At 42.4% G+C, this 26,722-nt stretch carries 17 protein-coding genes, 1 tRNA gene and 2 pseudogenes; 19 read left to right on the top strand and 1 reads right to left on the bottom strand.

Annotated features, from left to right (window positions below; all coding sequences use genetic code 11):
• From tuf to Q0890_RS04200, 11 genes and pseudogenes are all read left to right on the top strand, one after another.
• A pseudogene (tuf, locus tag Q0890_RS04250) lies at window positions 1-183 on the top strand (elongation factor Tu); the annotation flags it as partial.
• 372 nt (window positions 184-555) lie between these two features.
• Window positions 556-631, top strand: a tRNA-Trp gene (locus Q0890_RS04245).
• 51 nt (window positions 632-682) lie between these two features.
• Window positions 683-1,171, top strand: a complete 489-nt coding sequence (secE, locus tag Q0890_RS04240; protein ID WP_299217940.1) for a preprotein translocase subunit SecE — start codon at window positions 683-685, stop codon at window positions 1,169-1,171.
• Window positions 1,172-1,230: 59 nt separating this feature from the next.
• Complete coding sequence (gene nusG, locus Q0890_RS04235; RefSeq protein WP_299217938.1) at window positions 1,231-1,761, top strand: transcription termination/antitermination protein NusG; 531 nt, start codon at window positions 1,231-1,233, stop codon at window positions 1,759-1,761.
• A 92-nt stretch (window positions 1,762-1,853) separates the two neighbouring features.
• Window positions 1,854-2,285, top strand: coding sequence for a 50S ribosomal protein L11 (gene rplK, locus Q0890_RS04230; protein ID WP_299217936.1), 432 nt, complete (start codon window positions 1,854-1,856; stop codon window positions 2,283-2,285).
• A complete protein-coding gene (gene rplA, locus Q0890_RS04225; protein ID WP_299217934.1) occupies window positions 2,285-2,986 on the top strand; it encodes a 50S ribosomal protein L1 in 702 nt (233 codons plus the stop codon). Before rplK ends, rplA begins: the two co-directional genes overlap by 1 nt.
• Before the next feature lie 439 nt (window positions 2,987-3,425).
• A complete protein-coding gene (gene rplJ / locus Q0890_RS04220) occupies window positions 3,426-3,953 on the top strand; it encodes a 50S ribosomal protein L10 (protein WP_299217932.1) in 528 nt (175 codons plus the stop codon).
• Between the two features lie 126 nt (window positions 3,954-4,079).
• A complete protein-coding gene (gene rplL, locus Q0890_RS04215) occupies window positions 4,080-4,454 on the top strand; it encodes a 50S ribosomal protein L7/L12 (protein WP_299217930.1) in 375 nt (124 codons plus the stop codon).
• Window positions 4,455-5,102: 648 nt separating this feature from the next.
• Entirely contained in the window at window positions 5,103-9,221 is a 4,119-nt protein-coding gene (gene rpoB, locus Q0890_RS04210; protein WP_299217928.1) for a DNA-directed RNA polymerase subunit beta, read from the top strand.
• Window positions 9,222-9,390: 169 nt separating this feature from the next.
• Entirely contained in the window at window positions 9,391-13,614 is a 4,224-nt protein-coding gene (rpoC, locus tag Q0890_RS04205; protein WP_299217927.1) for a DNA-directed RNA polymerase subunit beta', read from the top strand.
• 173 nt (window positions 13,615-13,787) lie between these two features.
• Entirely contained in the window at window positions 13,788-14,321 is a 534-nt protein-coding gene (locus Q0890_RS04200) for a DUF6586 family protein (protein WP_299217925.1), read from the top strand.
• A 158-nt stretch (window positions 14,322-14,479) separates the two neighbouring features.
• Here Q0890_RS04200 and Q0890_RS04195 read toward each other — a convergent pair whose 3' ends face one another.
• The gene (locus tag Q0890_RS04195) at window positions 14,480-17,089 is read right to left on the bottom strand and encodes a penicillin-binding protein 1A (RefSeq protein WP_299217923.1); all 2,610 of its coding nucleotides are present in this window, start codon (window positions 17,087-17,089) and stop codon (window positions 14,480-14,482) included.
• Between the two features lie 191 nt (window positions 17,090-17,280).
• Here Q0890_RS04195 and Q0890_RS04190 point away from each other — a divergent pair, with 191 nt between their 5' ends.
• From Q0890_RS04190 to Q0890_RS04155, 8 genes and pseudogenes are all read left to right on the top strand, one after another.
• A complete protein-coding gene (locus Q0890_RS04190) occupies window positions 17,281-18,336 on the top strand; it encodes a pilus assembly protein PilM (protein ID WP_299217921.1) in 1,056 nt (351 codons plus the stop codon).
• Window positions 18,336-18,986: a PilN domain-containing protein gene (locus Q0890_RS04185; protein WP_299217919.1), complete on the top strand. Its 651-nt coding sequence runs from the start codon at window positions 18,336-18,338 to the stop codon at window positions 18,984-18,986. The genes Q0890_RS04190 and Q0890_RS04185 overlap by 1 nt, the downstream gene beginning before the upstream one ends.
• A complete protein-coding gene (locus Q0890_RS04180) occupies window positions 18,983-19,699 on the top strand; it encodes a type 4a pilus biogenesis protein PilO (RefSeq protein ID WP_299217917.1) in 717 nt (238 codons plus the stop codon). Before Q0890_RS04185 ends, Q0890_RS04180 begins: the two co-directional genes overlap by 4 nt.
• A gap of 1 nt (window position 19,700) precedes the next feature.
• Entirely contained in the window at window positions 19,701-20,234 is a 534-nt protein-coding gene (locus Q0890_RS04175) for a pilus assembly protein PilP (protein WP_299217915.1), read from the top strand.
• 27 nt (window positions 20,235-20,261) lie between these two features.
• Window positions 20,262-22,655 carry a type IV pilus secretin PilQ gene (gene pilQ / locus Q0890_RS04170; protein WP_299217913.1) on the top strand — a complete coding sequence of 798 codons (2,394 nt, stop codon included), beginning with the start codon at window positions 20,262-20,264 and terminating at the stop codon, window positions 22,653-22,655.
• Between the two features lie 167 nt (window positions 22,656-22,822).
• Window positions 22,823-23,386, top strand: a pseudogene (gene aroK, locus Q0890_RS04165) (shikimate kinase AroK); the annotation flags it as partial.
• Between the two features lie 141 nt (window positions 23,387-23,527).
• On the top strand, window positions 23,528-24,610 hold the full coding sequence (gene aroB, locus Q0890_RS04160; protein ID WP_299217911.1) for a 3-dehydroquinate synthase: 1,083 nt from the start codon (window positions 23,528-23,530) through the stop codon (window positions 24,608-24,610).
• A gap of 93 nt (window positions 24,611-24,703) precedes the next feature.
• Window positions 24,704-25,801 carry a hypothetical protein gene (locus Q0890_RS04155; protein ID WP_299217910.1) on the top strand — a complete coding sequence of 366 codons (1,098 nt, stop codon included), beginning with the start codon at window positions 24,704-24,706 and terminating at the stop codon, window positions 25,799-25,801.
• Window positions 25,802-26,722: the final 921 nt, after the last annotated feature.

The raw sequence follows: 26,722 nt of genomic DNA, 5'->3' as shown, positions 1-26,722 counted from the left end.
ACCACTGACGTCACTGGCGCAATCCAGTTACAAGACGGTACTGAAATGGTTATGCCTGGTGACAACGTTGAGATGAGCGTAGAGCTTATCCACCCAATTGCTATGGACAAAGGTCTTCGCTTTGCAATTCGTGAAGGTGGCCGTACTGTAGGTGCTGGTGTGGTAGCTAACGTTAAAAACTAAGCGCTACTGATCTCAGCGCAAGCTGACACCGAGTATCGATTAGTGAAAAGCCATCCTTTATAGGGTGGCTTTTTTATGACTAATTTATATGTTTTTATGACTTGTCTATTTTGATAGTAAAAACTCACTATCACAGCAAATCAAACGATCATTAAATGATAAAAAATGTTTAAATAAATAAATATTGGCTTTCAATTGAGTTATCAATTTAGAAGTAATCATACGTTATAATGTCATATATTTATTCTATTAAGCCTTGAATGCACTTAGTTTGCCAAAAATCGCCTATTTATTGAATTAAAGTTATAAAATATGGACTTAAAACTTGCATTCTAATTAAAGATAGGTATAATTATCAGCCTTAACACCCATAGGCGATTGGCTCAATTGGTAGAGCATCGGTCTCCAAAACCGAGGGTTGTAGGTTCGAGTCCTACATCGCCTGCCATCTTCTTATCATATCTTTGTTATACCTCACCATCTCCGAAGCGAGTTCTTTATGAGCAACAATCAAGATAACCTCGAGACCACGTTATCTGATGCCAAGGCGACGGCTAGCGGAATGCTGACTAAAGGTAAGCATGTCTCAGCAAGTAATAAAACAACAGCTGTTGAAGTTGCTAAGACAGGCTCTATCAAAGATTTGATTTTGTGGCTTCTTGCCGCAGTAGCATTAATTGGTGCGACTTTAGTCAACCAATACTTACCCGGTTATTGGCAGCCTGCTAATGACGTTTGGGTCCGTATCGGGATTATTGCCGTGCTTGTCGTATTTGCGTTAGTATGTTTGATATTAACTCATCAGGGACGTGCATTTAAAATATTATTAAAGGATGCGGCAGTTGAGTTACGTCGTGTCACCTGGCCTGGTAAAGATGAAACCTTTCAATACACATGGCAAGTGATTGTTGTGATTGCGATTGTAGGTTTTTTTATTTGGTTGTTGGATAACTTTTTTAATTGGTTTGTTGGTATATTTATTGGTTAATAAGAGCGTATTAGTCTCTTTTGACCCAAACTTTTACTTATAGCGATTAGGAGCGTGATATGCGTTGGTATATTGTCCAAGCGTTTTCAGGATATGAAAAACAAGTACAACGCTCATTAATCGAGCGTATTAATCGTAGCGACTTCGCAGAAAATTTCGGTGATGTATTGGTTCCTACCGAAGAAGTAGTGGAGATGAAAGACGGTAAAAAACGCAAAAGCGAGCGTAAATTTTTTCCAGGATATGTATTGATTCAAATGGAAATGAACGACAACACTTGGCACATTGTCAAAGACTGCCCACGTATTATGGGCTTTGTCGGTGGTACTCCCGAAACACCTGCGCCAATTACGCAAGTAGAAGCAGATCGTATTCTAAACCGTTTGAACCAAAATGAAACCAATCCGCGTCCAAAAACATTATTTGAGCCAGGCGAAGAATTATTGGTCATTGATGGCCCATTTACTGACTTTAAAGGGTTGGTAGAAAAAGTAGATTACGAAAAATCTAAATTGCAATTAACGGTAAATGTATTTAATCGACCGACTCAGGTTGAGCTTGAGTTTAGTAAAGTTGAAAAGCTAGACTAAACCCGCAAAAAATTCATCAACAGGGGAGCTGTTAATCAATAACGTTATCGTATGATATTGATTTGGCGCTATTACCCATATAGGAGAGTAACATGGCTAAGAAGATTGATGGTTACATCAAACTGCAAGTGCCTGCAGGTAAAGCAAATCCTTCACCACCGATCGGTCCAGCATTGGGTCAAAAAGGTGTGAATATCATGGCGTTCTGTAAAGAGTTCAACGCTGCGACTTCTAACCAAGAGCCGGGTCTACCGATTCCAACTGAGATTACAGTCTACAACGACAAGTCTTTTACCTTCATTATGAAGTCACCACCAGCTGCGTTCTTATTGCGTAAAGCTGCTGGGATCGCTAAAGGCTCAGGCACGCCTAATACTGCTAAAGTCGGTAAAGTTGACCGTGCGCAACTAGAAGAAATCGTTAAGACTAAAAATGCAGATTTGACTGCTGCTGATCTTGATGCTGCTATTCGTACCGTTGCTGGTACCGCTCGTTCAATGGGTATTACCGTGGAGGGTGTATAATGTCTAAGTTAACCAAACGCCAAAAAGAAATTAACAGCCGTATCGATAACGAAAAGCAGTACACTATTGAAGAAGCGGTTCAAATCCTAAACGATTTACCAGCGTTAAAATTCAAAGAGTCTATCGACATCGCTGTAAACTTGGGTGTTGATCCACGTAAATCTGATCAAGTAGTTCGTGGTGCGACTAACTTACCTGCTGGTACGGGTAAAACCAAACGCGTTGCAGTATTCGCTCAAGGTGCTGCTGCTGACGCTGCTAAAGAAGCCGGTGCTGATATCGTTGGTTTTGAAGATTTAGCAGAACAGATCAAAGCTGGTAACATGGACTTTGACGTTGTTATTGCTGCTCCTGATGCAATGCGTGTTGTTGGTCAATTAGGTACTATTTTAGGTCCTCGTGGTCTAATGCCTAACCCAAAAGTCGGTACAGTAACGCCAAACGTTGCTGAAGCAGTGACGAATGCAAAAGCAGGTCAAGCACAGTATCGTGTTGATAAAGCAGGTATTATTCATACCACTATCGGTCAAGTTGGTTTTACTGCTGAGCAAGTTATTCAAAATGCTCAAGCTTTGCTATCTGATCTAAAACGTGCAAAACCTGCTACATCTAAAGGTACTTTTATTAAGAAAATTACCTTATCTAGCACTATGGGTCCAGGTCTTACAATCGATCCTGTTCCTTACCGTGTTGCTAAATAGATACTATTTATTTGATAAGTTTGAATAACTAGTACCAATCATTTTAAAGAATTAGGTCAGCGTAGCAACTGCTACGCTGTCTAAGACCGTAGGTAGAGAGCAGTTTAAAAGTATTTAATACTGATGTGTAACTGATTATTAATACTAATGAGCTGCTTTTGTTAATCGACGACAGATGAAAATCTTAGTTGTCCTACGCAGACGGTGACCCACCCAGTTGTTGATAAGAGCCGATAGATCAGTATTTATACTAGGCTATCACTCGATGTCAGTCTGATAACGGTGCCGTAATCAGTCGTTATGAGTAAACTCTATTTTTAGAATTTATGAATAACGTGTCGTATCAAGTCAATCTAAGTAAGTTGTTTAGATGTTTAAAAGCACAGATTTTTAAATGTTTAACTCACTAGCTGGTTGATAAGATTAAAGGAGTCAACTTATGGCATTAACGCTAGAACAAAAACAACAAGTTGTGGCTGAAGTGTCTGAAGTTGCTGCTAATGCTTACTCAGCAGTAGCTGCCGAATATCACGGTATTGGTGTTGCAAAGCTTACACAGCTGCGCGAACAAGCTCGTGAAAAAGGCGTTGTTTTGAAAGTGGTAAAGAATACACTAGCAAAACGCGCTTTTGAAGGCACTAAGTTTGAGAGCATGTCAGACCGTATGACTGGTCCACTACTTTTGGCTTTCTCTATGGAAGACTTGGGATCTGCAGCTAGAGTCGTTTTCGACTTTAGTAAAGAGAACAAAGCTCTAGAGACCAAATTAGTATCAGTCGGTGGTGTGGTTTATGGTCCAGAAGAGCTAGAGCGCGTATCGAAGCTACCAACTCGCGACGAAGCAATCTCTATCTTGATGGCTACTATGAATGCACCAGTGACCAAGCTTGTCCAGACTATGAACGCTGTTCCTGGCAAGTTCGTTCGCACTGTAGCGGCAATCAAAGACGCAAAAGAAGCTGCTTAATTGCTTGTTTTAACGTAACTTTGACATCGCTAATTGTAATTTATTGCCAATTCTATTTCAGATTTTGGCAAGCAATTAAAGCGATATTAAAATCAATTAATTTTTATCAGATAACGGAGAGTTCACATGGCACTATCTAAAGAAGATGTGTTAAACGCAATCGCTGAAATGTCAGTAATGGATATCGTTGAATTAATCAGCGACATGGAAGAAAAGTTCGGCGTAACAGCTGCTGTAGCTGCTGCTGCACCTGCTGCTGCTGCTGAAGGTGGCGCTGCTGCTGAAGAAAAAGACGAATTTGACGTTGTTCTTGCTAGCTTTGGCGAGAAGAAAGTTGGCGTAATTAAAGCCGTTCGCGAAGCGACTGGTCTTGGCCTAAAAGAAGCGAAAGATTTGGTTGAGAGCGCTCCAGCTCCTATCAAAGAAGGCGCATCTAAAGCTGAAGCTGAAGAGTTGAAAAAGAAACTTGAAGAAGCTGGCGCTACTGTTGAACTAAAATAAGTTTAACGCGTTACGAAAAAAAGCTGATGATGCCTTGCATCATCGGCTTTTTTTTATTATAATTCGTAGCTTGACCTTTTGTGTCTGCCAATATACGTACGCATTAATGCGGTGGATACCTATCAAAAGGACACACGATATACATGTACGCAAACACGCCAGTTTTTGAAGTTAGTTAACGTAAGCTAAATGTCGTTAGACGTTTGGCATTTTTTTGTGCTTGCATACTTTCCTTTTATTACTAGTATTTATATTAATCCTAATTTTAATTCTAAATAGTCTAGCATGGTTTACTACCGGCAAGTGGTTTGTAGACGGCAAGTATTAACGACGATACATTTCATATTGTATATGTTTAATATAATTCAAAGATAAATGCTGGAGTATCTGCAAGGTTTGCTATTGAAATCTTAAGTAAAAGCGCTCATATATTCGTGTTAATGTGTTGAATTTACTACATTATTTTGCGTCATGATAATTGTATTTTAGCTCAGTTAAATGACTATTCTGTTAGAAGCGTCAATCTATATAGAACAGTTTTAGTAAGAATTTTTATTTTATTATCGTTTACGTCGCTAAATCTGCATAATATTTATGCAAGTTGGCCACGCTTTTCATTTGTTTTCACGTCTACTGTAAGGACTCTCGATGGCATATTCTTATACTGAAAAAAAGCGTATTCGCAAAAGTTTTGCTGAATTGCCCACTGTGATGGACATTCCATACTTATTGTCTATCCAAGTAGATTCTTACGAGCAATTTTTGCAAGAGCATAAAAAGCCAAAAGCTCGTGAGAATACTGGTTTGCAAGCTGCGTATTCCTCTATTTTCCCAATTGAGAGTCACTCTGGCAACGCAGAGCTACAATTTGTTGAGTACTATTTAGGCACGCCTGAATTTGATGAACGTGAGTGTATCTTACGTGGTTCAACGTTTGCTGCTCCGATGCGTGTCAAAATCCGTTTGATCATCAAAGACAAAGACAGCAAAGATAAAGACAGCAAAGCGGCTATCAAAGATATTCGTGAGCAAAGTGTCTATATGGGTGAAATGCCTTTAATGACAGACAATGGTACTTTCATCATCAACGGTACTGAACGAGTTATCGTCTCTCAATTACATCGTTCACCTGGTGTGTTCTTTGACCATGATAAAGGTAAGTCGCATTCAAGTGGTAAAGTGCTTTATAACGCGCGTATCATTCCTTACCGTGGTTCATGGCTTGACTTTGAATTTGATGCCAAAGACTTAGTCTTTGCTCGTATTGATCGCCGTCGTAAACTACTTGCTTCTATTATCCTGCGTGCTTTGGGTTTGAGTACTTCTGAGATTTTAGATTTATTCTTTGATAAAGTCGCGGTTTATAAAGGCGATGAGCAATTTGAGATTGATTTGGTTGCTGATCGTTTACGCGGTGAAATGGCACAGTTTGATATTGTCTCGCCTGATGGTGACGTCATTGTTGAGCAGGGCAAACGTATTAATGCCCGCCGTATCCGTCAGCTTGAAGAAGCCGGTATGACCAAGATTGCGGTGCCTGATGAATACCTATATGAGCGTATTCTAGCAGAAGACATCATCGTTAACGATGAAGTTATCGCTCGCGCTAATACACTTATTGATCATGAATTGCTGGTTAAACTTAGCTCATATGAAGCGAGTGATTCTATTAAAGAGTTCAGTATCCTATTTACCAATGATATTGATCAAGGCAGTTACATCGCTGATACGCTACGTGCCGATAGCACCTCGACTCGTGAAGAAGCACTAATCGAGATCTATAAAGTCATGCGTCCAGGTGAGCCGCCAACAGTTGAGACTGCTGAAAAGCTGTTTGAGAGCATGTTCTTCAATGCTGATCGTTATGATTTGTCAAACGTCGGTCGTATGAAATTCAACCGTCGCCTAGGTTTAGAGTTTGAAGATACTGATGATGCTGACACTCAACGTGCTCGTAGCGTTTTGACCAATGATGATATTGTTAATGTATTAAAAGAGCTGATTGAAATTCGTAACGGTCGCGGTGAAGTTGATGATATTGACCATCTAGGTAACCGCCGTATTCGTTCAGTAGGCGAGATGGCAGAAAATCAATTCCGTGTTGGCCTAGTACGTGTTGAGCGTGCAGTTAAAGAGCGTCTATCATCAGCAGAATCTGACAATTTATCACCGCAAGATTTGATCAACTCTAAGCCAGTAGCGGCTGCGGTAAAAGAGTTCTTTGGTTCAAGCCAGTTATCACAGTTCATGGATCAAAACAATCCATTGTCTGAAGTGACCCATAAACGCCGTGTATCAGCGTTAGGACCAGGTGGTCTAACCCGTGAGCGTGCAGGTTTTGAAGTACGTGACGTACATGATACGCATTATGGTCGTGTTTGTCCGATTGAGACACCTGAAGGTCCAAACATTGGCCTTATCAACTCATTAGCGACGTTTGCTAAAACCAATAGCTTTGGTTTCTTAGAGACCCCTTATCGCCGTGTGGTTGATGGTAAAGTGACTGATATGATCGAGTATCTATCAGCCATCGAAGAGGTCGGTACTGTGATTGCACAAGCTGACTCACCAATGACTGAAGATGGTGCGTTGTCTGATGAGATGGTTAGTGTGCGTAGCTATGGCGAGTTTGTACGTATGCCGCCAGAGAAAGTGACGCATATGGATGTGTCACCCAGTCAGGTTGTATCAGTAGCAGCAGGCCTAATTCCATTCCTAGAACATGATGATGCAAACCGTGCCTTAATGGGTTCTAACATGCAGCGTCAGGCAGTTCCTACATTACGTGCTGATAAGCCGTTGGTAGGTACTGGTATGGAGCGTCACGTTGCGCGTGACTCAGGTGTTTGTGTGATCGCTAAACGTGGCGGTGTGATTGAAGATGTTGATGCCTCACGTATCGTTGTTCGTGTAAATGAAGACGAGATGACTGCTGGTGAAGCGGGTATCGATATCTATAACTTGATCAAATACACGCGCTCTAACCAAAACACTTGTATTAACCAACGTATCATTGTAAACCAAGGTGATGAAATTGCTTTGGGTGATATCTTGGCTGATGGTCCATCAACGGATCTTGGTGAGCTAGCGCTAGGTCAGAACATCCGCATCGCATTTATGCCGTGGAATGGTTACAACTTTGAAGATTCAATCTTGCTATCTGAAAAAGTCGTTAAAGAAGATCGTTTCACTACGATTCACATTCAAGAATTGACTTGTGTGGCGCGTGATACCAAGCTTGGCACCGAAGAGATTACTGCTGATATACCAAACGTTGGTGAAGCCGCTTTATCAAGTCTTGATGAGGCAGGTATCGTCTATATCGGTGCTGAAGTTGATGCTGGTGATATCCTAGTTGGTAAAGTCACGCCAAAAGGTGAAACTCAATTGACGCCAGAAGAGAAACTACTACGGGCTATCTTTGGTGAGAAAGCAGCTGACGTGAAAGACACCTCACTGCGCGTACCGACTTCAAGTAAAGGTACGGTTATTGATGTACAGGTCTTTACTCGTGACGGCGTCGAAAAAGACGCACGTGCAAGAGCGATTGAAAAATCGCAGCTCGACAGCTATCGTAAAGATTTAAAAGAAGAGCTACGTATCTTTGAAGAAGCCGCTCGTGGACGTATTGGTAATTTGTTAGATGGCCAAAAAGTCAGCGGCGGTGCTGGTTTAAAAGCGGGTACGGTTATGGCATTAGCTGATATGAAAGATATGAGCCTTGAGACCTTGCTTGATATTCAACCAGTTGAAGAGGAAATCTCTGAGCGCCTAACGCAAATCGCTGATTACTTGATTGACAAGCAAAAAGATATCGATGTGAAGTTTGCTGAGAAAAAACGCAAATTAACTGCAGGTGACGATCTACAACATGGCGTACAAAAAATTGTTAAAGTCTATTTAGCGGTTAAACGTCGTATTCAGCCTGGTGATAAGATGGCTGGCCGTCATGGTAATAAAGGTGTGGTATCACGTATTATGCCAGTCGAAGATATGCCTTATGACGAGCATGGTAATACTGTTGACATCGTATTGAACCCGCTAGGTGTACCATCGCGTATGAACATCGGTCAGGTATTAGAGACACACTTAGGTATGGCAGCAAAGGGCTTGGGCGATAAGATCGACGGTATGCTTAAAGCACAAGCAGCGATGGCTGATCTACGTGATTTCTTAGACCAAATCTATAACAAAGTTGGCGGCGAAGGCGTTGATCTTGATAGCTTATCTGATGAAGATATCATGACGCTAGCAGGTAATTTACGTGAAGGTGTACCGATGGGTACAGCAGTATTTGACGGCGCTCACGAGCATCAAGTCAAAGACTTACTTGAGCTTGCTGGTTTATCAAGAGATGGTCAGCAAACATTATATGATGGTCGTACAGGTCAGAAGTTTGATCGTAAAGTGACAGTCGGTTATATGTATATGCTTAAACTTAACCACTTGGTTGATGACAAGATGCATGCGCGTTCAACGGGTTCTTACTCATTAGTCACGCAGCAGCCGCTAGGTGGTAAAGCTCAGTTTGGTGGTCAGCGCTTCGGTGAGATGGAAGTATGGGCATTAGAAGCTTATGGTGCGACCTATACGTTGCAAGAGATGCTAACAGTGAAATCGGATGATGTTGAAGGCCGTACGCGTATGTATAAAAACATCGTTGATGGAGAGCAGTATATGGATCCAGGTATGCCTGAATCGTTTAACGTACTGACCAAAGAAATCAAATCACTAGGTCTTAATATTGAGTTAAAAGAGACCCACTAAGTTTACAAGATTCATTGATTCTAAACTTAGGTGTCACACTAAAGGCAGCACACCACATTGCTGCTGCTTTTAGTTATTTATCTCAACCCTATTCATTGCCTTCATTCATCTTATCCGCTTTACGTTGTATAACGCGGCCAGATGATTATAAAGATAACGGAGAAGCAACTTGAAAGATTTACTCGATATTATGCAAAGCCCTACCGCTAGCGGTAATCGTGAGTTTGATAGTATTCAAATTACCTTAGCGTCACCTGATGTTATTAAATCATGGTCGCATGGTGAAGTTAAAAAGCCTGAAACGATTAACTATCGTACTTTCAAGCCTGAGCGTGACGGTCTGTTCTGTGCCAAAATCTTTGGCCCAGTTAAAGATTTTGAATGCTTATGTGGTAAATACAAACGTCGTAAGTTCCAAGGCGTAATCTGTGAGAAGTGCGGCGTTGAAGTCACTACCGCTAAAGTTCGTCGTGATCGCATGGGTCATATTGACCTTGCTAGCCCAGTTGCGCATATTTGGTTTTTAAAATCATTACCAAGCCGTATTGGTCTATTATTAGACATGACTTTGCGCGATATTGAACGTGTATTGTATTTTGAAAGCTATATCGTTACCGAGCCAGGATTGACCAGTCTTGAAAAGTACCAACTGCTTGATGATGAAGACTACTATAAAGCGCTTGAAGAGTTTGGTGATGAGTTTGTCGCCAAGATGGGTGCTGAAGCCGTACAAGATCTATTAAAAGACATCGATCTAGATTTAGAGATTGATGAGCTGCGTGAAGCTATTCCGCAGACAGGTTCTGAGACTAAGCTTAAAAAGATGTCTAAGCGTCTCAAATTATTAGAGGCATTCCGTGATTCTAATAACAAGCCTGAGTGGATGGTAATGACTATCTTGCCAGTACTACCACCGGATCTACGTCCGTTAGTACCACTAGAAGGTGGGCGTTTTGCGACCTCAGATTTAAACGATTTGTATCGCCGCGTTATCAACCGTAACAACCGTCTAAAGCGTCTATTAGAGCTAAGTGCGCCTGATATTATCGTACGTAACGAAAAACGTATGCTACAAGAATCAGTTGATGCGCTACTTGATAACGGTCGTCGCGGTCGTGCGATTACTGGAAGTAATAAGCGTCCATTGAAATCTTTGGCTGATATGATCAAAGGTAAGCAGGGCCGTTTCCGTCAAAACTTGCTTGGTAAACGTGTCGATTACTCAGGTCGTTCGGTCATCGTGGTAGGTCCAACGCTACGTCTACATCAGTGTGGTCTACCAAAGAAAATGGCACTTGAGCTATTCAAACCGTTTACTTATTCCAAACTATTGTCACATGGTATGGCAACCACGATTAAAGCGGCCAAAAAGATGGTTGAGCGTGAAGAGCCGCAAGTGTGGGATATGCTGGCCATGGTCATCCGTGAGCATCCAGTATTACTAAACCGTGCGCCAACGCTTCACCGTTTGGGTCTACAAGCGTTCGAGCCAGTACTTATTGAAGGTAAAGCGATTCAGTTACATCCGCTCGTTTGTACTGCATTTAACGCTGACTTTGATGGTGACCAAATGGCAGTACACGTGCCATTGACGCTAGAAGCACAGCTTGAATCACGTGCCTTGATGATGTCGACTAACAATATCTTGTCACCTGCAAATGGTGATCCAATTATTGTACCGTCGCAAGATGTGGTACTTGGTTTGTATTATATTAGCCGTTCATCAGTGAATGCTAAAGGCGAAGGCATGGTCTTTGCTACTGTCAATGAAGCCTTACGTGCGATCGGTTCTAATGACTTGCATGTGAATGCTAAGATAAAAGTACGTGTCGCTGAAACACGTATTGATGAAGAAGGCAATCATACGAAAGAGACCAGTTTAAAAGAAACGGTTGCTGGTCGTTTGCTGATTTGGAATATCATGCCAAAAGGTATGTCATTTGATGAATGCAACCAAGAGATGACGAAGAAAAATATCTCACGTCTGATTAACTCTTGCTATCGTAATATGGGTGTAAAAGACAGTGTCATGTTCGCTGACCAATTGATGTACTTAGGTTTTGCTCAAGCAACCTTATCTGGTGTATCAATCGGTTTGGATGACATGGTTATTCCACCCAGCAAAAAGCAGATTATTGAGACGGCAGAGGCAGAAGTACGCGAGATTGAAGATCAGTTTGAGCAAGGTTTTGTCACTGCTGGTGAGCGTTATAATAAAGTGGTCGATATCTGGTCACGTACCAATGACAAAGTTGCAAAAGCAATGATGGACAACTTGGCTACTGACAAAGTCATCAATGCTCAAGGTGAAGAAGAAGAGCAAAAATCCTTTAACTCAATCTACATCATGTCGGACTCAGGCGCTCGTGGTAGTGCCGCTCAGATTCGTCAGCTTGCTGGTATGCGTGGCTTGATGGCTAAACCGGATGGCTCAATTATTGAGACACCAATTAAAGCCAACTTCCGTGAAGGCTTAACGGTACTACAGTACTTTATCTCTACTCACGGTGCGCGTAAAGGTCTAGCAGATACCGCATTGAAAACGGCTAACTCAGGTTATCTGACTCGTCGTTTGGTCGATGTTGCACAAGACTTGGTTATTACCACTGATGACTGTGGTACTGAGCAAGGCTTGCTTATGACGCCGCATATTCAAGGTGGTGAGATCATCGAAAAACTTGGTGAGCTCGTCTTGGGCCGTGTGACAGCACGTGATGTGACGTACAACAATGATGAAACAAAAGTATTGGTTCCAGCAGGTACGTTGATCGATGAGCAGTGGGTAAATATTCTCGATGAAAATGCAATCGATGATATTTGGGTACGCTCAGTGATTACTTGTAATGTCGCTCATGGTGTTTGCTCGCAATGTTATGGTCGTGATTTGGCTCGTGGTCATAAAGTTAATATCGGTGAGTCAGTGGGTGTTATGGCAGCGCAGTCTATCGGCGAGCCTGGTACTCAGCTAACTATGCGTACTTTCCACGTCGGCGGGGCAGCAAGCTCAGCATCTGTCGATAACAGCATCTCTGTGCGTAACGCAGGTCAAGCGCATTTTGAAAACATGAAAACGGTTGAACATACGGACGGTCACTTAGTCATCGTATCGCGTTCAGCTGAGATCGCCATTACTGATGATTTAGGTCGTGAGCGTGAGCGTTATAAAGTACCTTACGGTTCAAGTGTGTTGGTTAAGAACGAAGAGCAGGTTGATGGTGGTCAGACGATCGCTAAATGGGATCCGCATACGCATCCAATCATTACAGAATTTGCGGGTACAGCACGCTTCAGCGATATTACTGATGGTATGACTGCCACAGTAAAAGTTGATGACGCAACTGGTATGAGCTCGTTTGAAATTCTAGCCACTCGTGATCGTTCAAGTACGGCAAAAGATTTACGTCCTGCCATCATTTTGAATACTGATGAAGGCAAAGAAGTGATTTATTTCTTACCTGCTGAAACGATTATTCGTGTTAGCGATGGTGAGAAAGTAGCCGCAGGTTCTATTTTAGGCCGTGTACCACAAGCAACTTCAGGTACAAAAGACATCACTGGTGGTCTACCACGTGTGGCTGACTTATTTGAAGCACGTCGTCCAAAAGATCACGCCATCATGGCAGAGATGACAGGTGTGGTTAGCTTTGGTAAAGAGACCAAAGGCAAAAATCGCTTTATTATTACCAATGAAGATGGCGAGGTTCATGAAGAACTAATCCCGAAATGGCGTCAGATCAACGTCTTTGAAAATGAGACAGTGGCACGTGGTGAGATTATTGCTGATGGTCCACAAAACCCGCACGATATCTTACGTTTAAAAGGTCAAACGGCCCTTGCTAACTATATCGTTAACGAAGTACAAGATGTTTACCGCTTACAAGGTGTGAAGATCAACGATAAGCACATCGAGGTTATTATTCGTCAAATGCTACGTAAAGTTGAGATCACTGATGGTGGGGATTCAAGCCACTTTAAAGGTGACCAAGCTGAATATGCAGATCTTATCGCATTGAATGCAAAGCTTACGGAAGAAGATAAATTCCCAGTACAGTATGAGCGTCAACTGCTTGGTATCACTAAAGCGAGTCTTGCAACCGAAAGCTTCATCTCAGCGGCATCGTTCCAAGAGACCACTCGTGTACTAACTGCTGCCGCTGTTACTGGTAAGGTAGATGAGTTACGTGGTCTAAAAGAAAACGTGGTTGTTGGTCGTCTGATCCCTGCAGGTACGGGTCTTGCGTATCATAAAACTCGCAAAGAAAAAGCGGAGCAAACGCTACAAGACAACGATATCAATGCCGCTTTTGATATGTCTGCTAGTACTGATAGTAAAGACTTTGCCAGTTTTGATGAAGCCTTTGCGCAAGAACTTAATCAAGATAGCCAATCTTAATCGTAGATGCTTAACATATCATTGTAATCAGAGTAAAAAAGCCAGCCATGTTGCTGGCTTTTTTATGGGCGTAAAAACTAAAAAACTAATAGTTTTATCAACCGATAAGATAGTACACTGCTAAAAGCAACTTTATAAGTCGCTCCTATTTTATTATTTATAAGGATAAACATATGGCAGGTAAAGGGCGTGTTGCCAAATACCAAGCTGATCGAACCAATCAAAAGCTGTATTTTTGTCGTCTGGCCTGTCAGGCAGCGGGCGATAGTAGTGATAAACAGTTGTATCAAGCTCATTGTGAAACCGCTATTTTTCATTTGTACGGTACTTTTTTAGCGTTTATGCAAGAGCTTGCACAATTTTATAGTCTGGATATGTCAGCGCCAACTTTAGAAAGTATTGAGCTAGCACTTAAAGAACGTACTCAAGTATCACCAGAGGTACAGCGCTTACAGCAACTGCAGCAGCAAGGGTTTTTGGCAAATGTAGAACGCGCTTATCAACGTTGTTTATATGCAGTATTACCAGATCAGATCGTCGACAAAGACATGAATATAAATGACTTGGAGCAAGAACCGCGTGACCTTATTGTGAATGTAGTCACACTATCGAATCAGTGGCTACCTGATGAAGCGACTATACGTGAGTGGCGACAACAGTTTTTAGAACTGATTGAACAATTGCGTGCAGGCATGGTAGAGTTTTAAATAGATTATCAGAGTAAAGTGATGAGCTTTTGCAAAGCGGGCTATTGGTAAGCTTTGTAGAAGGGTTTAATATTTAGATATCCAACGTTAAAAAGCTTGCTCAATATTCATTGAACAAGCTTTTTAGTATTTCCATGATCAGCAAAACGACAACCAACTTATTCTGGCATAGGGGGCATACGTTTTGCTGGCGTTACTGATAATGGATTTTGAGGAACACTGTCGTTATTTCCATTTTCTTCTATTTCAATCGGTTCAGGAGCCTTACGCTGCTGCGGTTTAGGTGCCACTGGTTTTGCAACATTGTCAATCTTTTGGTTTTCATCATCAGGATCGACAATCCCATCATCAGTCATCTCTAGAATACGCTGTTGCTGCTTTTTGGACTTGGCACGATTATTAACCGAAACCCATTGGTAAGGTTGATCTTTTAATTGTACCTTCATAAAGTCCATCCATACTGGTAGCGCTGCGACGCCTCCATATTCACGTCGCCCTAATGTCGATGGTTGATCAAAGCCCATCCAGACCACAGTGGCACTGGTTGGATGAAATCCTGCAAACCAAGCATCTTTGGCGTCATTAGTAGTACCCGTTTTACCACCAATATCGCTACGACCCAAAGCTTTTGCACGTACCGCTGTACCGCGCTGCACAACATCGCGCAAAATATCAGCCATCTCAAAAGCAACTCTTGGCTTTAAGATACGCGGTGCTTGGCTTGCATGTAGGTATTGTACTGCAGGTGCTTTTAGACGATCTGCTTGTGGACTGGCATCATAGACACTCAAATTACTCGTATCGACTGCTTGCTCAGTTTCTTCTTCTAAATTATCAGTATTTACTAACTCATCATTAGAACTGTCATCTTTGTCTTTAAGCGACTGATTATACTCTTCAACCAGTTTGGCGTTAAGGCTGTCGACTTGTTCATTAAAACACAATGCGCACGCTTGCTGCGGATTTGCTTGAAACAACAATTTATTGTCATAATTGTAGATTTGTTCAATAAAATAAGGTTGAACACGGTGACCGCCATTGGCGAAACTTGCATAAGCAGTGGCCATTTGTAACGGCGTTGCCTGTCCAGTACCAAGCGCTAACGATAAGGTCGTTGGTAGCTTTTCTTTATCCAGCCCAAACTGATCTAGTAAATTGCGTGTATCTGAGATGCCAATGGCTTGTAGCAAACGTATAGAAACTAAGTTGCGTGACAGGTATAGACCACGGCGCAAGGTAATGTCACCTAAAAAACGTTGATCGGAGTTTTTGGGTTTCCATTCACCTACTTGGATAGGACGATCTGAAACAATACTATCTGAGCGATAGCCTTTTTCTAGGGCAGCTGTATAAACCAATGGCTTAATCGTTGAACCTGGTTGACGCCAACCCTGCAGTGCACGATTGAACTTACTGTGATTAAAGTCAAAGCCGCCAACTAGGGCGTTGACTGCCCCTGTATCAGGATTTAGCGAAACCAGACTGCCTTGTACATCTGGTATCTGTGCCAGTTTCCAACCACCATTATTGGTCGGTACCAAGCGAATAATATCATTCTCATTCACAATTTGTTTGGCGTTACTTGGGTAGTAGCCAATACGATTCGCTGAAAAATACTTACGTGCCCAGCTCATACCTGACCAGTTAACCGTAACGTTTTCACCAGATGGCATTGTGGCTTCAAAGCTACGTGAGTTAACTTTAGTGACTTTAGCTGGATACATACCGCCATAACGTCGAAAGTCTTCTAAAGGCTCATCATTTGCTTCTGCACCTCGCCAGCCGTGGCGATGATCATAGGCTATTAGCCCTTTCGATATAGCTGCTTCAGCCGCTTGTTGTACCTCACTATCGACAGTAAGGCGAACGCGCCAGCCTCCGTTAACCACCTGTTCACCATAGCGATTGACCAAGGCATAACGTGTCATTTCTGCCAGATAAGGCATGTTGACATCAAGCTTTTCTTGATAAAGTTTTAGACCGATAGGGGCACTTATAGCTTCGCTATGCTCAGCATCACTGATATAACCAAGCTCATGCATGCGACCAATAATCCAGTTACGGCGGGTAAGTGCACGATCAGGGTTGGCGACAGGATTATACTTTGATGGCGCTTTAGGTAAGCCTGCCAGCATAGCCATTTCAGCAACGGTCAGACTCTCTAAAGACTTACTATAATATTTTTTGGCTGCTGCACGTATACCGTATGCCCCTTCTCCAAGATAAATTTTGTTGACATATAACGTCAGGATATCATTTTTACTCAGCTCATCTTCCATTTTACGCGCTAAAAACAGTTCGGTTAACTTTCTGTTTAAAGTACGCTCAGGGCTTAAAAAGTAATTTTTGGCGACCTGCATAGTAATAGTAGAGCCACCTGTCTGACCTTCATCGTCAGTGACCGCTTCGGTAACAGCGCGACCAAGTCCTTTAATACTAATACCACTATGTTGAAAGAACGATGAGTCTTCAGCAGCCAAAAAGGCATTGGTCAAATTTTCAGGAATTTCTTCAAAGGTAACTGGGAGCGATAAGCGATTACCATATTGGCCAATAAGCTTGTCATCACTACTATATATTTGCAGTGGCATCTCAAGGCTGGCTGTTTTTATTTCTTGAGTACTGGGTAAGGTTGGCGACAAATACATAGCCATACCGTAGAAGCCAATTGGCACAGTTAATGCAAGGATAATTGCAAGTGCCAGACAGGCAATAACAATCCCCACCAAAAAGTGAACGAGGCGAGCAGTAGCGTTTCTTTTGGTCATAATCAGGCTTATCAAATAAAATTTGCAACAAATATCTCATTATACAGTGAAGAAAACAGACAGGTCATCCTAAAAGTGTAATTTATCCAAACTGAACCTTTAAATGCTTGAATATGTCTGTTAAGTAAAGTATTGTAGTAAATTATTACTGATAACTATCAGAATGTAACTATATATAAGGTAAAACGTCTGTGAGGCTACTTTCTTCTAAGAATCGGCATTTAGTCGGGATAGATATCTGTGCTACCTCCGTAAAGCTAGTTGATATACGACGTCAGCAAGGAATATTTCACCTTAAGTCATATGGAGTTGAGGGGCTGCTACCCGGTACAGTCGTCGATAAACTTATTGTAGATACTGAAGCGGTTGGTGACGCTATCGCTCGTTTGACAAAACGTTGTCAAACGACAAGTGGCAGTGGTGCTACGGCTGTCACAGGTTCAGCAGTCATTACCAAGATTATTGACATGGATAGAGGGCTGAGCGATATCGAACGTGAAGCTCAAATACGTTTGGACGCTGATCAGTATATTCCTTACCCACTAGAAGAAGTCAATCTAGACTTTGAAGTACTAGGCCCCTCATTAGTTGATGACAATTTGGTTCAAGTACTACTCGCTGCCTCTAGATCAGAAAATGTTGATCAGCGTGTTGATGCGCTAACTTTCGGTGGTCTAAAAACCAAAATTATGGATATTGAGTCGCACGCGATAGAACGGGCTTTTGGATTGATGGCAGATAACTTGCCTAATATGCCAGAGCTGGTTGCACTGGTCGATATCGGACACAATCAGACCACCTTATACGTCGCAAAAAATGGTGAGTTTGTTTATAGCCGTGAGCAATTATTTGGCGGGTCACAACTAACAGAGGCGATTCAAGATCGCTACGGTTTGTCATTTGAAGAAGCGACGGTCAATAAACGTGAGCGCGCCCTACCTGATGATTATTATCCAGAAATTCTAACGCCCTTTATCGAAAGTACTATCCAGCAAATCACACGCTCTTTGCAGTTTTATTTTTCGTCTAGCCAATACAATAGTATTGATCATGTACTGCTCGCTGGCGGTAGTAGCTCTATTCCAGGTCTGTCAAGTATGGTAGAGCAAAAGCTTGATGTGCCGGTGACGGTAGCTAACCCTTTTATCAACATGACTATAGACCCCTATATAGACAATGAGCAATTAGAAGCTGATGCCCCAAGCTTGCTAGCTGCCTGTGGCCTTGCGTTAAGGAGCTTTGACTAATGGCTCGTATCAACCTATTGCCATGGCGGCAAGAAGAACGCGAACGTAGTAACAAAGAGTTTATTACCTTAGTAGTCGCAGTGACTTTGCTGGCGTTATTGTCTGCATTTGCAGCATGGAGTTATTTTAATAACGAGCTTGAAGAACAGCGTGATGCCAATACTCTCATCGAGCAAGAGAATGTACGCTTGGACAAGGTGCTAACCGAAATCGATAGCTTAGAGCAGCGCCGAGAAGAAATTATCTCACGGATGCAAGTGATTCAGGACTTGCAAGGTCGACGTCCAGTACCAGTTCGTTTATGGGACGATATTGCTAAAGCCATACCTTCTGCGCTTTACCTCAATAATCTAAAACGAGAAGGGGAGCTTCTGACCTTAACGGGTCTTGCAGACAATCCAAATGTGGTCTCAAGCTTGATTCGTAATTTAGATAGTAGTGAATGGATGGGTAACTCTGCCGTACGCAATATTCAGCAAAATATTACTGCTTATCAGCCAACCATTGCATCAAATGAAACTATCAACTCTGGCGAGAAGTCCCGTCCTATCTATCCTGAAGACAGTTATGTACAGTTTGTTGTCACAACGCAAGTTCAGTCAGAAAGCACCAATAATGATGAGGGCGCAGAGTCTGGAGGTGGGTTGTGAAGCTTATCCGTAAAAAAACGTTAATCAAGACTAAAAAGACTGCAGTAAGAAGCAAGAAGCAGTTTAATTTCAACGAGTTTCGCCGCAGCTTTGAGTCTTTAGATACAGAAAACTATGGCAGTTGGCCGACACCCGTTAAAGTGACGGTACTTGCATTTATCGTTGCATTTATTGCAGCGCTGGCTTGGGCACTGCCTATCAGTAGCAAGATTGATGAGATCACTGCTGCCGAAAGCGAGCAACAAACGTTACTTGATAGTTATCGTCAAAAAGAGTCACGAGCACGCCATCTAGAAGCTTACAAAGCTCAAGTAATCCAGATGGAAACTGAATTCAATACCTTACTTGATCAGTTACCTAAAGATACTCGTGTATCGGAGCTGGTAGAGGGTATCAATATGACGGGTGTCGGTAGCAACATTCGCTTTCAAGATATCTCAGTAGAGCCTGAAATAGAAAACGAGTTTTTCATTGAGCAGCCGATTCGCATCGCAGCTTTAGGTGAATATCATCAGTTTGGTAGCTTTATTAGTGGTCTTGCAGCGTTACCACGCATCATTACCATGCATGATTTCGAAGTTAGCAATCCGCAACCGACATTAGAGGCTATACCGGAGTTAAATCTGGTGCTACAAACCAAAACTTATCGATCAAAAGAAGTGGTGGATGAAGTAACCACGTCAGCTACTGACGATACTGCAGAGGCCAACTAGTATGGATATTAGAAAATCCCCAGCCCTGTTTATGTTAAGTATTGCAGCCATATCGTTGACTGGCTGTACCGATCGGATTGGTATGGCAGGTCAGGCAATGAGTGAGATTCGCAACTCGCCTTCGCAGCCAATTGAGCCGCCGCCAGAAGCCAAATTGGTAGAAGATTTTGTATATAGTGCAAGTTTAGTGCGTAGCCCGTTCCTGCCGCCAAGTCTCATCAACGTGCAGGGGCCAAATATACCATCGGATGGTGTGCGTCCTGATATTACACGAATCAAACAGCCACTTGAGCAGTACGATATTGCACAGCTTACTTTTCGTGGCATATTGATCTCTCCTGAAGGTCAACAGTATGCATTGGTTCAACGTCCAGATGGTTCGGTCGCTAACGTTAAAGTAGGTGATTATCTTGGACCAAACGACGGCCGTATTGTTGAAATCACGCCGACCCAGATTAATTTGATTGAAATTGTGCCAGATAGCCGCGCTGGGTTCATTGAAAGACCTCAGTCGTTGGTCTCACCTATAAATTAAGTTGGCAGATTTTTTGAGGAATAAGTAATGACAGTACGCAATAATAGGGTAATGGCAATGAGTAACCGTATGTCTTCTGCCTTTGCAATACCTGCGTTGGCAATTAGTATGATTGCTATTAGTAGTACAGCTTATGCAGTGGAACGCATCGATAATGTCTCTGTGGTACAGACCGCACCTGCGGTAACCCAGCTGCGTTTAGGATTTAATGGCGCGCCAGTACTGCCTGCCGCTTATCAGCTTGATGATCCTAGTCGCTTAGTTCTAGATTTTGAACAAGTGCAAAATGGTTTGGTCAGCCGATTTAGCAATTATAATATTGGTATGGTCAATGATGTCACAACATTGAGTAACGATAGTACCACACGTTTGATTGTGGGATTAAAGCAGAGCGGCGACTATACGACTGCTGTTGATGGCAATGATTTACTCCTGACTATTACTGATCCAAATCGTATAGTTCCTAATAGTCAAACCGTAACGACTGTACCTGTTACTACAGCCTCTAGAGCTTTATCAAAACCAAATACTACTATTGTTAATGATGATGCGCTGACCACGACAGCGATTGTGACGCCTATCGTCGAGACCAGTAGTGCTGGGGTAACTCCTGTCGTTACCGGCTCAAAAGCCATTAAGGTACAAGCGCCTACTGACACGATGGTTGTTCGCGTTAACCCATTATTAGATCCTAGGTTGGCGTCCTCGCAAGTAAGCCAGCAATATAGTTACGACGGTCTGAGTGCCTTGAATTTTACGGCGGAGAATAATGGTGGCGGTAATGTCAGTATTGTGCTCGCCAATGAGGCCATTCCAGTTGATGTACAGCGCCAAGGCAACAAGCTATTAGTACGTATGACTGGTAGCACCGTGCCTCGAAATTTATTGCGTCGTTTAAATATTAACAGTGGTCTTGTAGATAGTGTTGATACCAAAAATCAAGGTCAAAGCGGTGTTATTACGATTAATATGACTGGTGACTATGAGTATCAAGCGTATCAGTCAGGCAATCAGCTAAATATCAGTATTAGCAAACCTGAGTTATTGCGTGAACCGACGCTTGAAGAAAAGGTCTATAGTGGTGAAGCACTATCTATGGAATTTCAAGACGTTGAGATTCGTAGCGTACTGGATATCTTAGCGCAGTTTACTGATATGAACATTGTTGCTAGTGACTCCGTTAGTGGCAATATTACACTCCGTCTTATCAATGTGCCTTGGGATCAAGCCCTTGATATTATTTTAAAAAGCAAAAACTTAGATAAGCGTGAAAATGGTAACGTTATACTGATTGCACCTTCAATTGAGCTTGCAGCACAAGAAGCGCAAGAGCTTGAAGCTCAGCAAGCTGTCGAATCCTATGCGCCATTACGCACTGAATATATACGTTTGAGCTATGCTAAAGCACAAGATGTGTTCAACCTTATCTCTCAGGGCAGTGGTCCGTCTGGCGGTAGCTCAAACAGCAGTCGCGTAGAAGATAGCAATAGCCTATTGTCCAATCGCGGTACGGTAACGATTGATGAACGTACCAATACGTTAATCGTCAAAGATGTGGCTGATAGTATTGAAAATATTCATAGGCTTATTAGCAAAATCGATATTCCAGTACGTCAAGTGATGATCGAAGCGCGTATTGTGAGTGCCTCTGATAGTTTTAGTAAAGAGATCGGTGTACGCTGGGGTATCTTATCCAATGGCGCAGCCAATAACCGCAACCTACTGGTCGGTGGTAGTAATCAAACCTTGTGGGATCTAAAAGATTTTGATGTTGAGACAACAACAGTCAATGGTCAGACCGTATCCTATCCTTCCTACGATATCAGTCGCCCTGACAATCTAAACGTTGATTTGGGAGTGGCGAATCCTGCAGGAAGTATTGCTTTTGGTCTACTGGCTATGTCAGATATCATGCTAGATCTAGAGCTGTCAGCATTACAAGCAGACAACCGCGGTGAAGTTATTTCTACTCCTAAGATCTTAACCGCTGATAAACAAACCGCCAAGGTTTCATCTGGTACACAAATTCCTTATCAAGAAGCATCAGCTAGTGGAGCCACCTCTACCAGCTTTAAAGAAGCAGCGTTGAGCTTAGAGGCAACCCCAAATATTACGCCTGATGGTAAGATTGGCCTACAATTAATGATTACCAATGGCACGCCAACTATCATCAATAATCAAGTTGCTATTGCAGAAGACTCTATCTCAACCAATGTGATTGTAGAAGATGGACAAACCATCGTACTTGGTGGTGTTTTCAAAAACCGTGTCTCTAATGGGGTGGATAAAGTGCCATTCTTGGGCGATCTGCCTTATATTGGTCGCGCATTCCGTAAAGATGTCCGTAGCAACGCAAAAGAAGAGCTGCTTATTTTTGTCACACCAAAGCTCATTAACGACGGTATTAGCCGTTTGGATTAAATCTGTTTTGTTCATAGGTCACAAGCCATAAAAAAGCGAGCCTAAGTGCTTGCTTTTTTATGGCCTATCATTTAATAAAATCTAATTTTACTGATAATAAACCCAGCTCATTACTAGCCAGAATAACGATGACGTTGTATGATAGTTAATTTATCTGAGTGAGTGCTATGTTGGAGGAATTGCCATCGGTATTCTTAGTTGGGCCGATGGGAGCGGGTAAGACCACTATTGGCCGGTTGCTTGCTAAGCAGCTAGGACGAGAATTTATGGACAGTGACTGGTATATCGAGTTACAAACAGGTGCTGATATTGCTTGGATATTTGCAAAAGAAGGCGAGGTGGGGTTTCGAGCACGTGAGACACGAGCAATTGATGAGTTGACTCAGCGTCAGCATATCGTCCTTGCAACAGGTGGCGGCGCTGTCATGAGCGCTGACAATCGAAAGTTTCTGCATCAGCGCGGTATCGTGGTTTATTTGAACGCACCCGTAGAGGTACAAATGGCTCGCACTGCTAAAGACAAGTCGCGCCCATTATTGCAACAACCCAATCCCAGAAAAATACTACAAGATTTGTATAGCACTCGCGATCCATTGTATCGACAAGTGGCACACATTGTATTGCCGACTGGTCATACCTATCCTCGTCATATGGTCAATCAGTTATTACAGCAGTTGAAGACTTTTTTGGTGGCTGTAAGCACAGATTTAGAGTCAACAACACTAAAAGAGCAGGTAACAACCGATATCCAAACACCAGACACAGACGACAACATACAAACGTCTTCAACGCCAAAGCCGCTTATAGATTAAAAATGCTTTATGCCATCTGGTAATGAGCCGCAAATGGACATATCAAATATAGGAAATTTTATGGCAGCGCCACTATTTAACGCAAAGTTGACCGTTCATACTCAAAGCCATGATTATCCGATAGCTATTGTCGAGCAGTGCGATATGGCCACAAGCATTGCGCCTTATATTAATGGTCAGCAAGTATTGATTGTGACTAATGATACCGTTGCGCCTTTATATTTGCAGCAGTTACAAGAGCAGTTAGCAGATTCATTTACTGTCGCTGTTTGCATACTTCCTGATGGTGAGCAATATAAAAACCAAGATAGCATCAATCAAATTTATGATGCCTTGATGGCTCAGCATTTTAATCGTGATGTAACCTTAGTGGCTCTTGGGGGCGGTGTTATTGGTGATATGACTGGGTTTGCAGCGGCAAGTTTTATGCGCGGCGTGGATTTTATTCAAATCCCGACCACCTTATTGTCGCAAGTAGATTCAAGCGTAGGCGGCAAAACTGGTATCAATCATGCGCAAGGTAAAAACATGATAGGCGCTTTTTGGCAGCCGAAAATGGTACTGGCTGATATGAGCACCCTCAAAACTTTACCTGCGCGTGAACTATCGGCAGGATTGGCTGAAGTCATCAAATATGCGTTGATCATGGATATCGAGTTTTTAGAGTGGCTTGAAACAAATCTACCTGCCATGATGCAGCTGGATCTGGCAGTACTTGGAGCGGCTGTAAAGCGTTGTTGTGAGTATAAAGCGGCCGTAGTGGCGCAAGATGAAAGAGAAGCTGGTATGCGAGCGTTGCTCAATTTTGGTCATACTTTTGGCCATGTGATTGAGACTCACGAAGGTTACGGTAGTTGGCTCCATGGCGAAGCTGTTGCCGCTGGTATGGTGCAAGCGGCTCAGCTATCACAAATGATGGGCTGGCTAGGTGAAGCTGATGTGGCGCGGATCAAACGTGTATTGATACTTGCTAACTTACCAATTGACCCACCACCTATCAATGTCGATACAGCTTTAGAACTTATGGGGCATGATAAAAAGGTGAAAGGCGGACAAATTCGTCTAATTTTGTTAAAATCAATAGGACAAGCGGTGTTAACAGATGATTTTGATACGCAGCTACTTAACGATGTTTTGTCATAGACTATACTTAATCACTATAACATGAGTCGTTAGATAGCTGATTCGCTATAGTTTACTAACATGCTTCACCCTATTTTCCCCAAGGAAACACTCATGGTCTCATCGAGCTCAACGACTCGTTCAAAACATACGTCATATCGCAGGCAGGCTTTAATGTGGCTGATGATGACTTTGCTTTTAGGGGTTTTGACCGCCCTGCTTTGGATGTTTAGTCAGACTCCCGCTATCGGTGCCAAAATTGAAAACGCGCCAATAGCAGCGCCAGAAGCCCTCAGCACTGAGCTGACACAACCCTTATCTGTTGAAGCGTTGCATGAGCTTGATAATGACGTTCAACCGATTAACTTTGAAGATACCATCCGTGATTTGCGCAACTACCCTGATGAGTTTAAAGACAAGCGTTATTTGCTAGCCAATAAAGGTAAATGGACTGTACAAGTCATGAACGTAGCAGAGAACGAAGTCATTACCAGTTATCTAGAAGGCCGTGATGATCGTAAGAAGTTTTCATACTTTCGTTACCGTGATGATAATAATCAACTGCGTTATATGCTGACTTATGGACTAATGAGTAGTCCGCAAGAAGCAGTAGGCGCAGCTAAATTGGTTGATTTTGGATTACCAGCTGACGTACGTGTGCTGCCAGAAGAGATCAGCCGTTATGTCGGTATTGTCGATAACTATGAGCGTCCTGGACCCATCAAAGACTTAAGTACGAGACGTTCGAGATCTGTCAGATTGCAGCCGACTGAACGTGAGGTACCAGCTCGCAAGGCAGATGAAGGCTTGGCAAGCAATGAAGCTGGGAACGGTAATCAAATGGCAAACAATGGCACTGTTGAGAGCATTCGTCAATCAGAGGATACCTCTGCAACGTTGGCAGTAAATGAAGAGCGTACTGTGATTACCGAAGATGAAGGGCGTGTCTCATCAACCACCGCTAAAAAAGAAGATAATGCCCGTAGTTCTGGGTCGGAAGACAAAAGCTTACCAGTGGTTCCTACGCCAAAACCGCCAACTGCGCCAGACAGCAGTGAGAAAAACAGCCCAAGTTCAGCCCCAGCTAATAAAAGCGCCAGTAACGAAACCGTGAAAAACCCCAATGCTGGGTCGGCTAGAAACGATAGCGCTGGAGCAGCTAAAAACAAAGACGATAGCATCAAAGAGCTCATCGAAGAAAAAACTGACTAGCACTTTACCAGCTGATTAGCGCTGCCTTTATCGCTAGTTGCTGTGCCTGCAAAACGTAAGTTTTGCAGGCTTTTTTGTGCCGATTTATTAAATGATTTACTAAGTAGCATCGGAGAGCCGCCATATTTTTGAAAACTGGTTACCAGTAATCGTTCAATTATGATTATGAGCCCTTTTAAGACCATAAGAGTTTAAAGAAAATAAAAATAACTCAGCAGTATTTTATGAAGATTTTAATATAGCTAATTACGTGTTCTAATACTAAAAGTTTGAAACAACTCTTAATACCATAATTAAATGAATTAATAAAAAAGACTAGATTTTTCTATAATCATTAACTAATATGAATATGGGTGACACTTTGTAGAGTTACTGTAAAGCAGCTATTTCGGTTGGCCTTTGTTTTATGCTGTTGTTGCAAGCTTTTATGGTAGCGTCGTCGCTTCAAGCGTATTGACTGACCATTTGCATTAAGTTTATTAAGAATGGTAGTACAAATCCTCTTATCCTCTTCCTTCCTAGGGTTGTTAAGACGCTTGAATGTAAAGTGTCTGATATTCAAACTCAATTGAAAACCGTGTTGTCAGGCTTTCAGTCAGTTGTTGATCGATATATGTGTCATATTGATGCTTATAACTAAAAGCTATAAATAGCTGCCAAGCAAAGAACAACGTGCTAATACTTTAACGATTAGCTTTTTATCGACGCTCTTATCTTGCTTCTATTAATGCTTAGCAGCCGTCTATTTAGTGGTCTGTCTTAAATAAATGCGACAGTGATGAGTATTTTGTCACTTTCAACGCGCTAAAACCTATTGTTAATCGCATCATTTATTTATCCGGAAATATGAGTATTTATCATTAACCCGTTCTGCCTACGGCATTTAGCCTATGTTCTGCATTGGATACATAGGCTGCCCGT

The sequence above is a fragment of the uncultured Psychrobacter sp. genome (assembly GCF_947488565.1).
In the GTDB taxonomy this organism is placed as follows: Bacteria; Pseudomonadota; Gammaproteobacteria; order Pseudomonadales; family Moraxellaceae; genus Psychrobacter; species Psychrobacter saeujeotis.
This window is presented reverse-complemented; position numbering and strand designations above follow the sequence as displayed.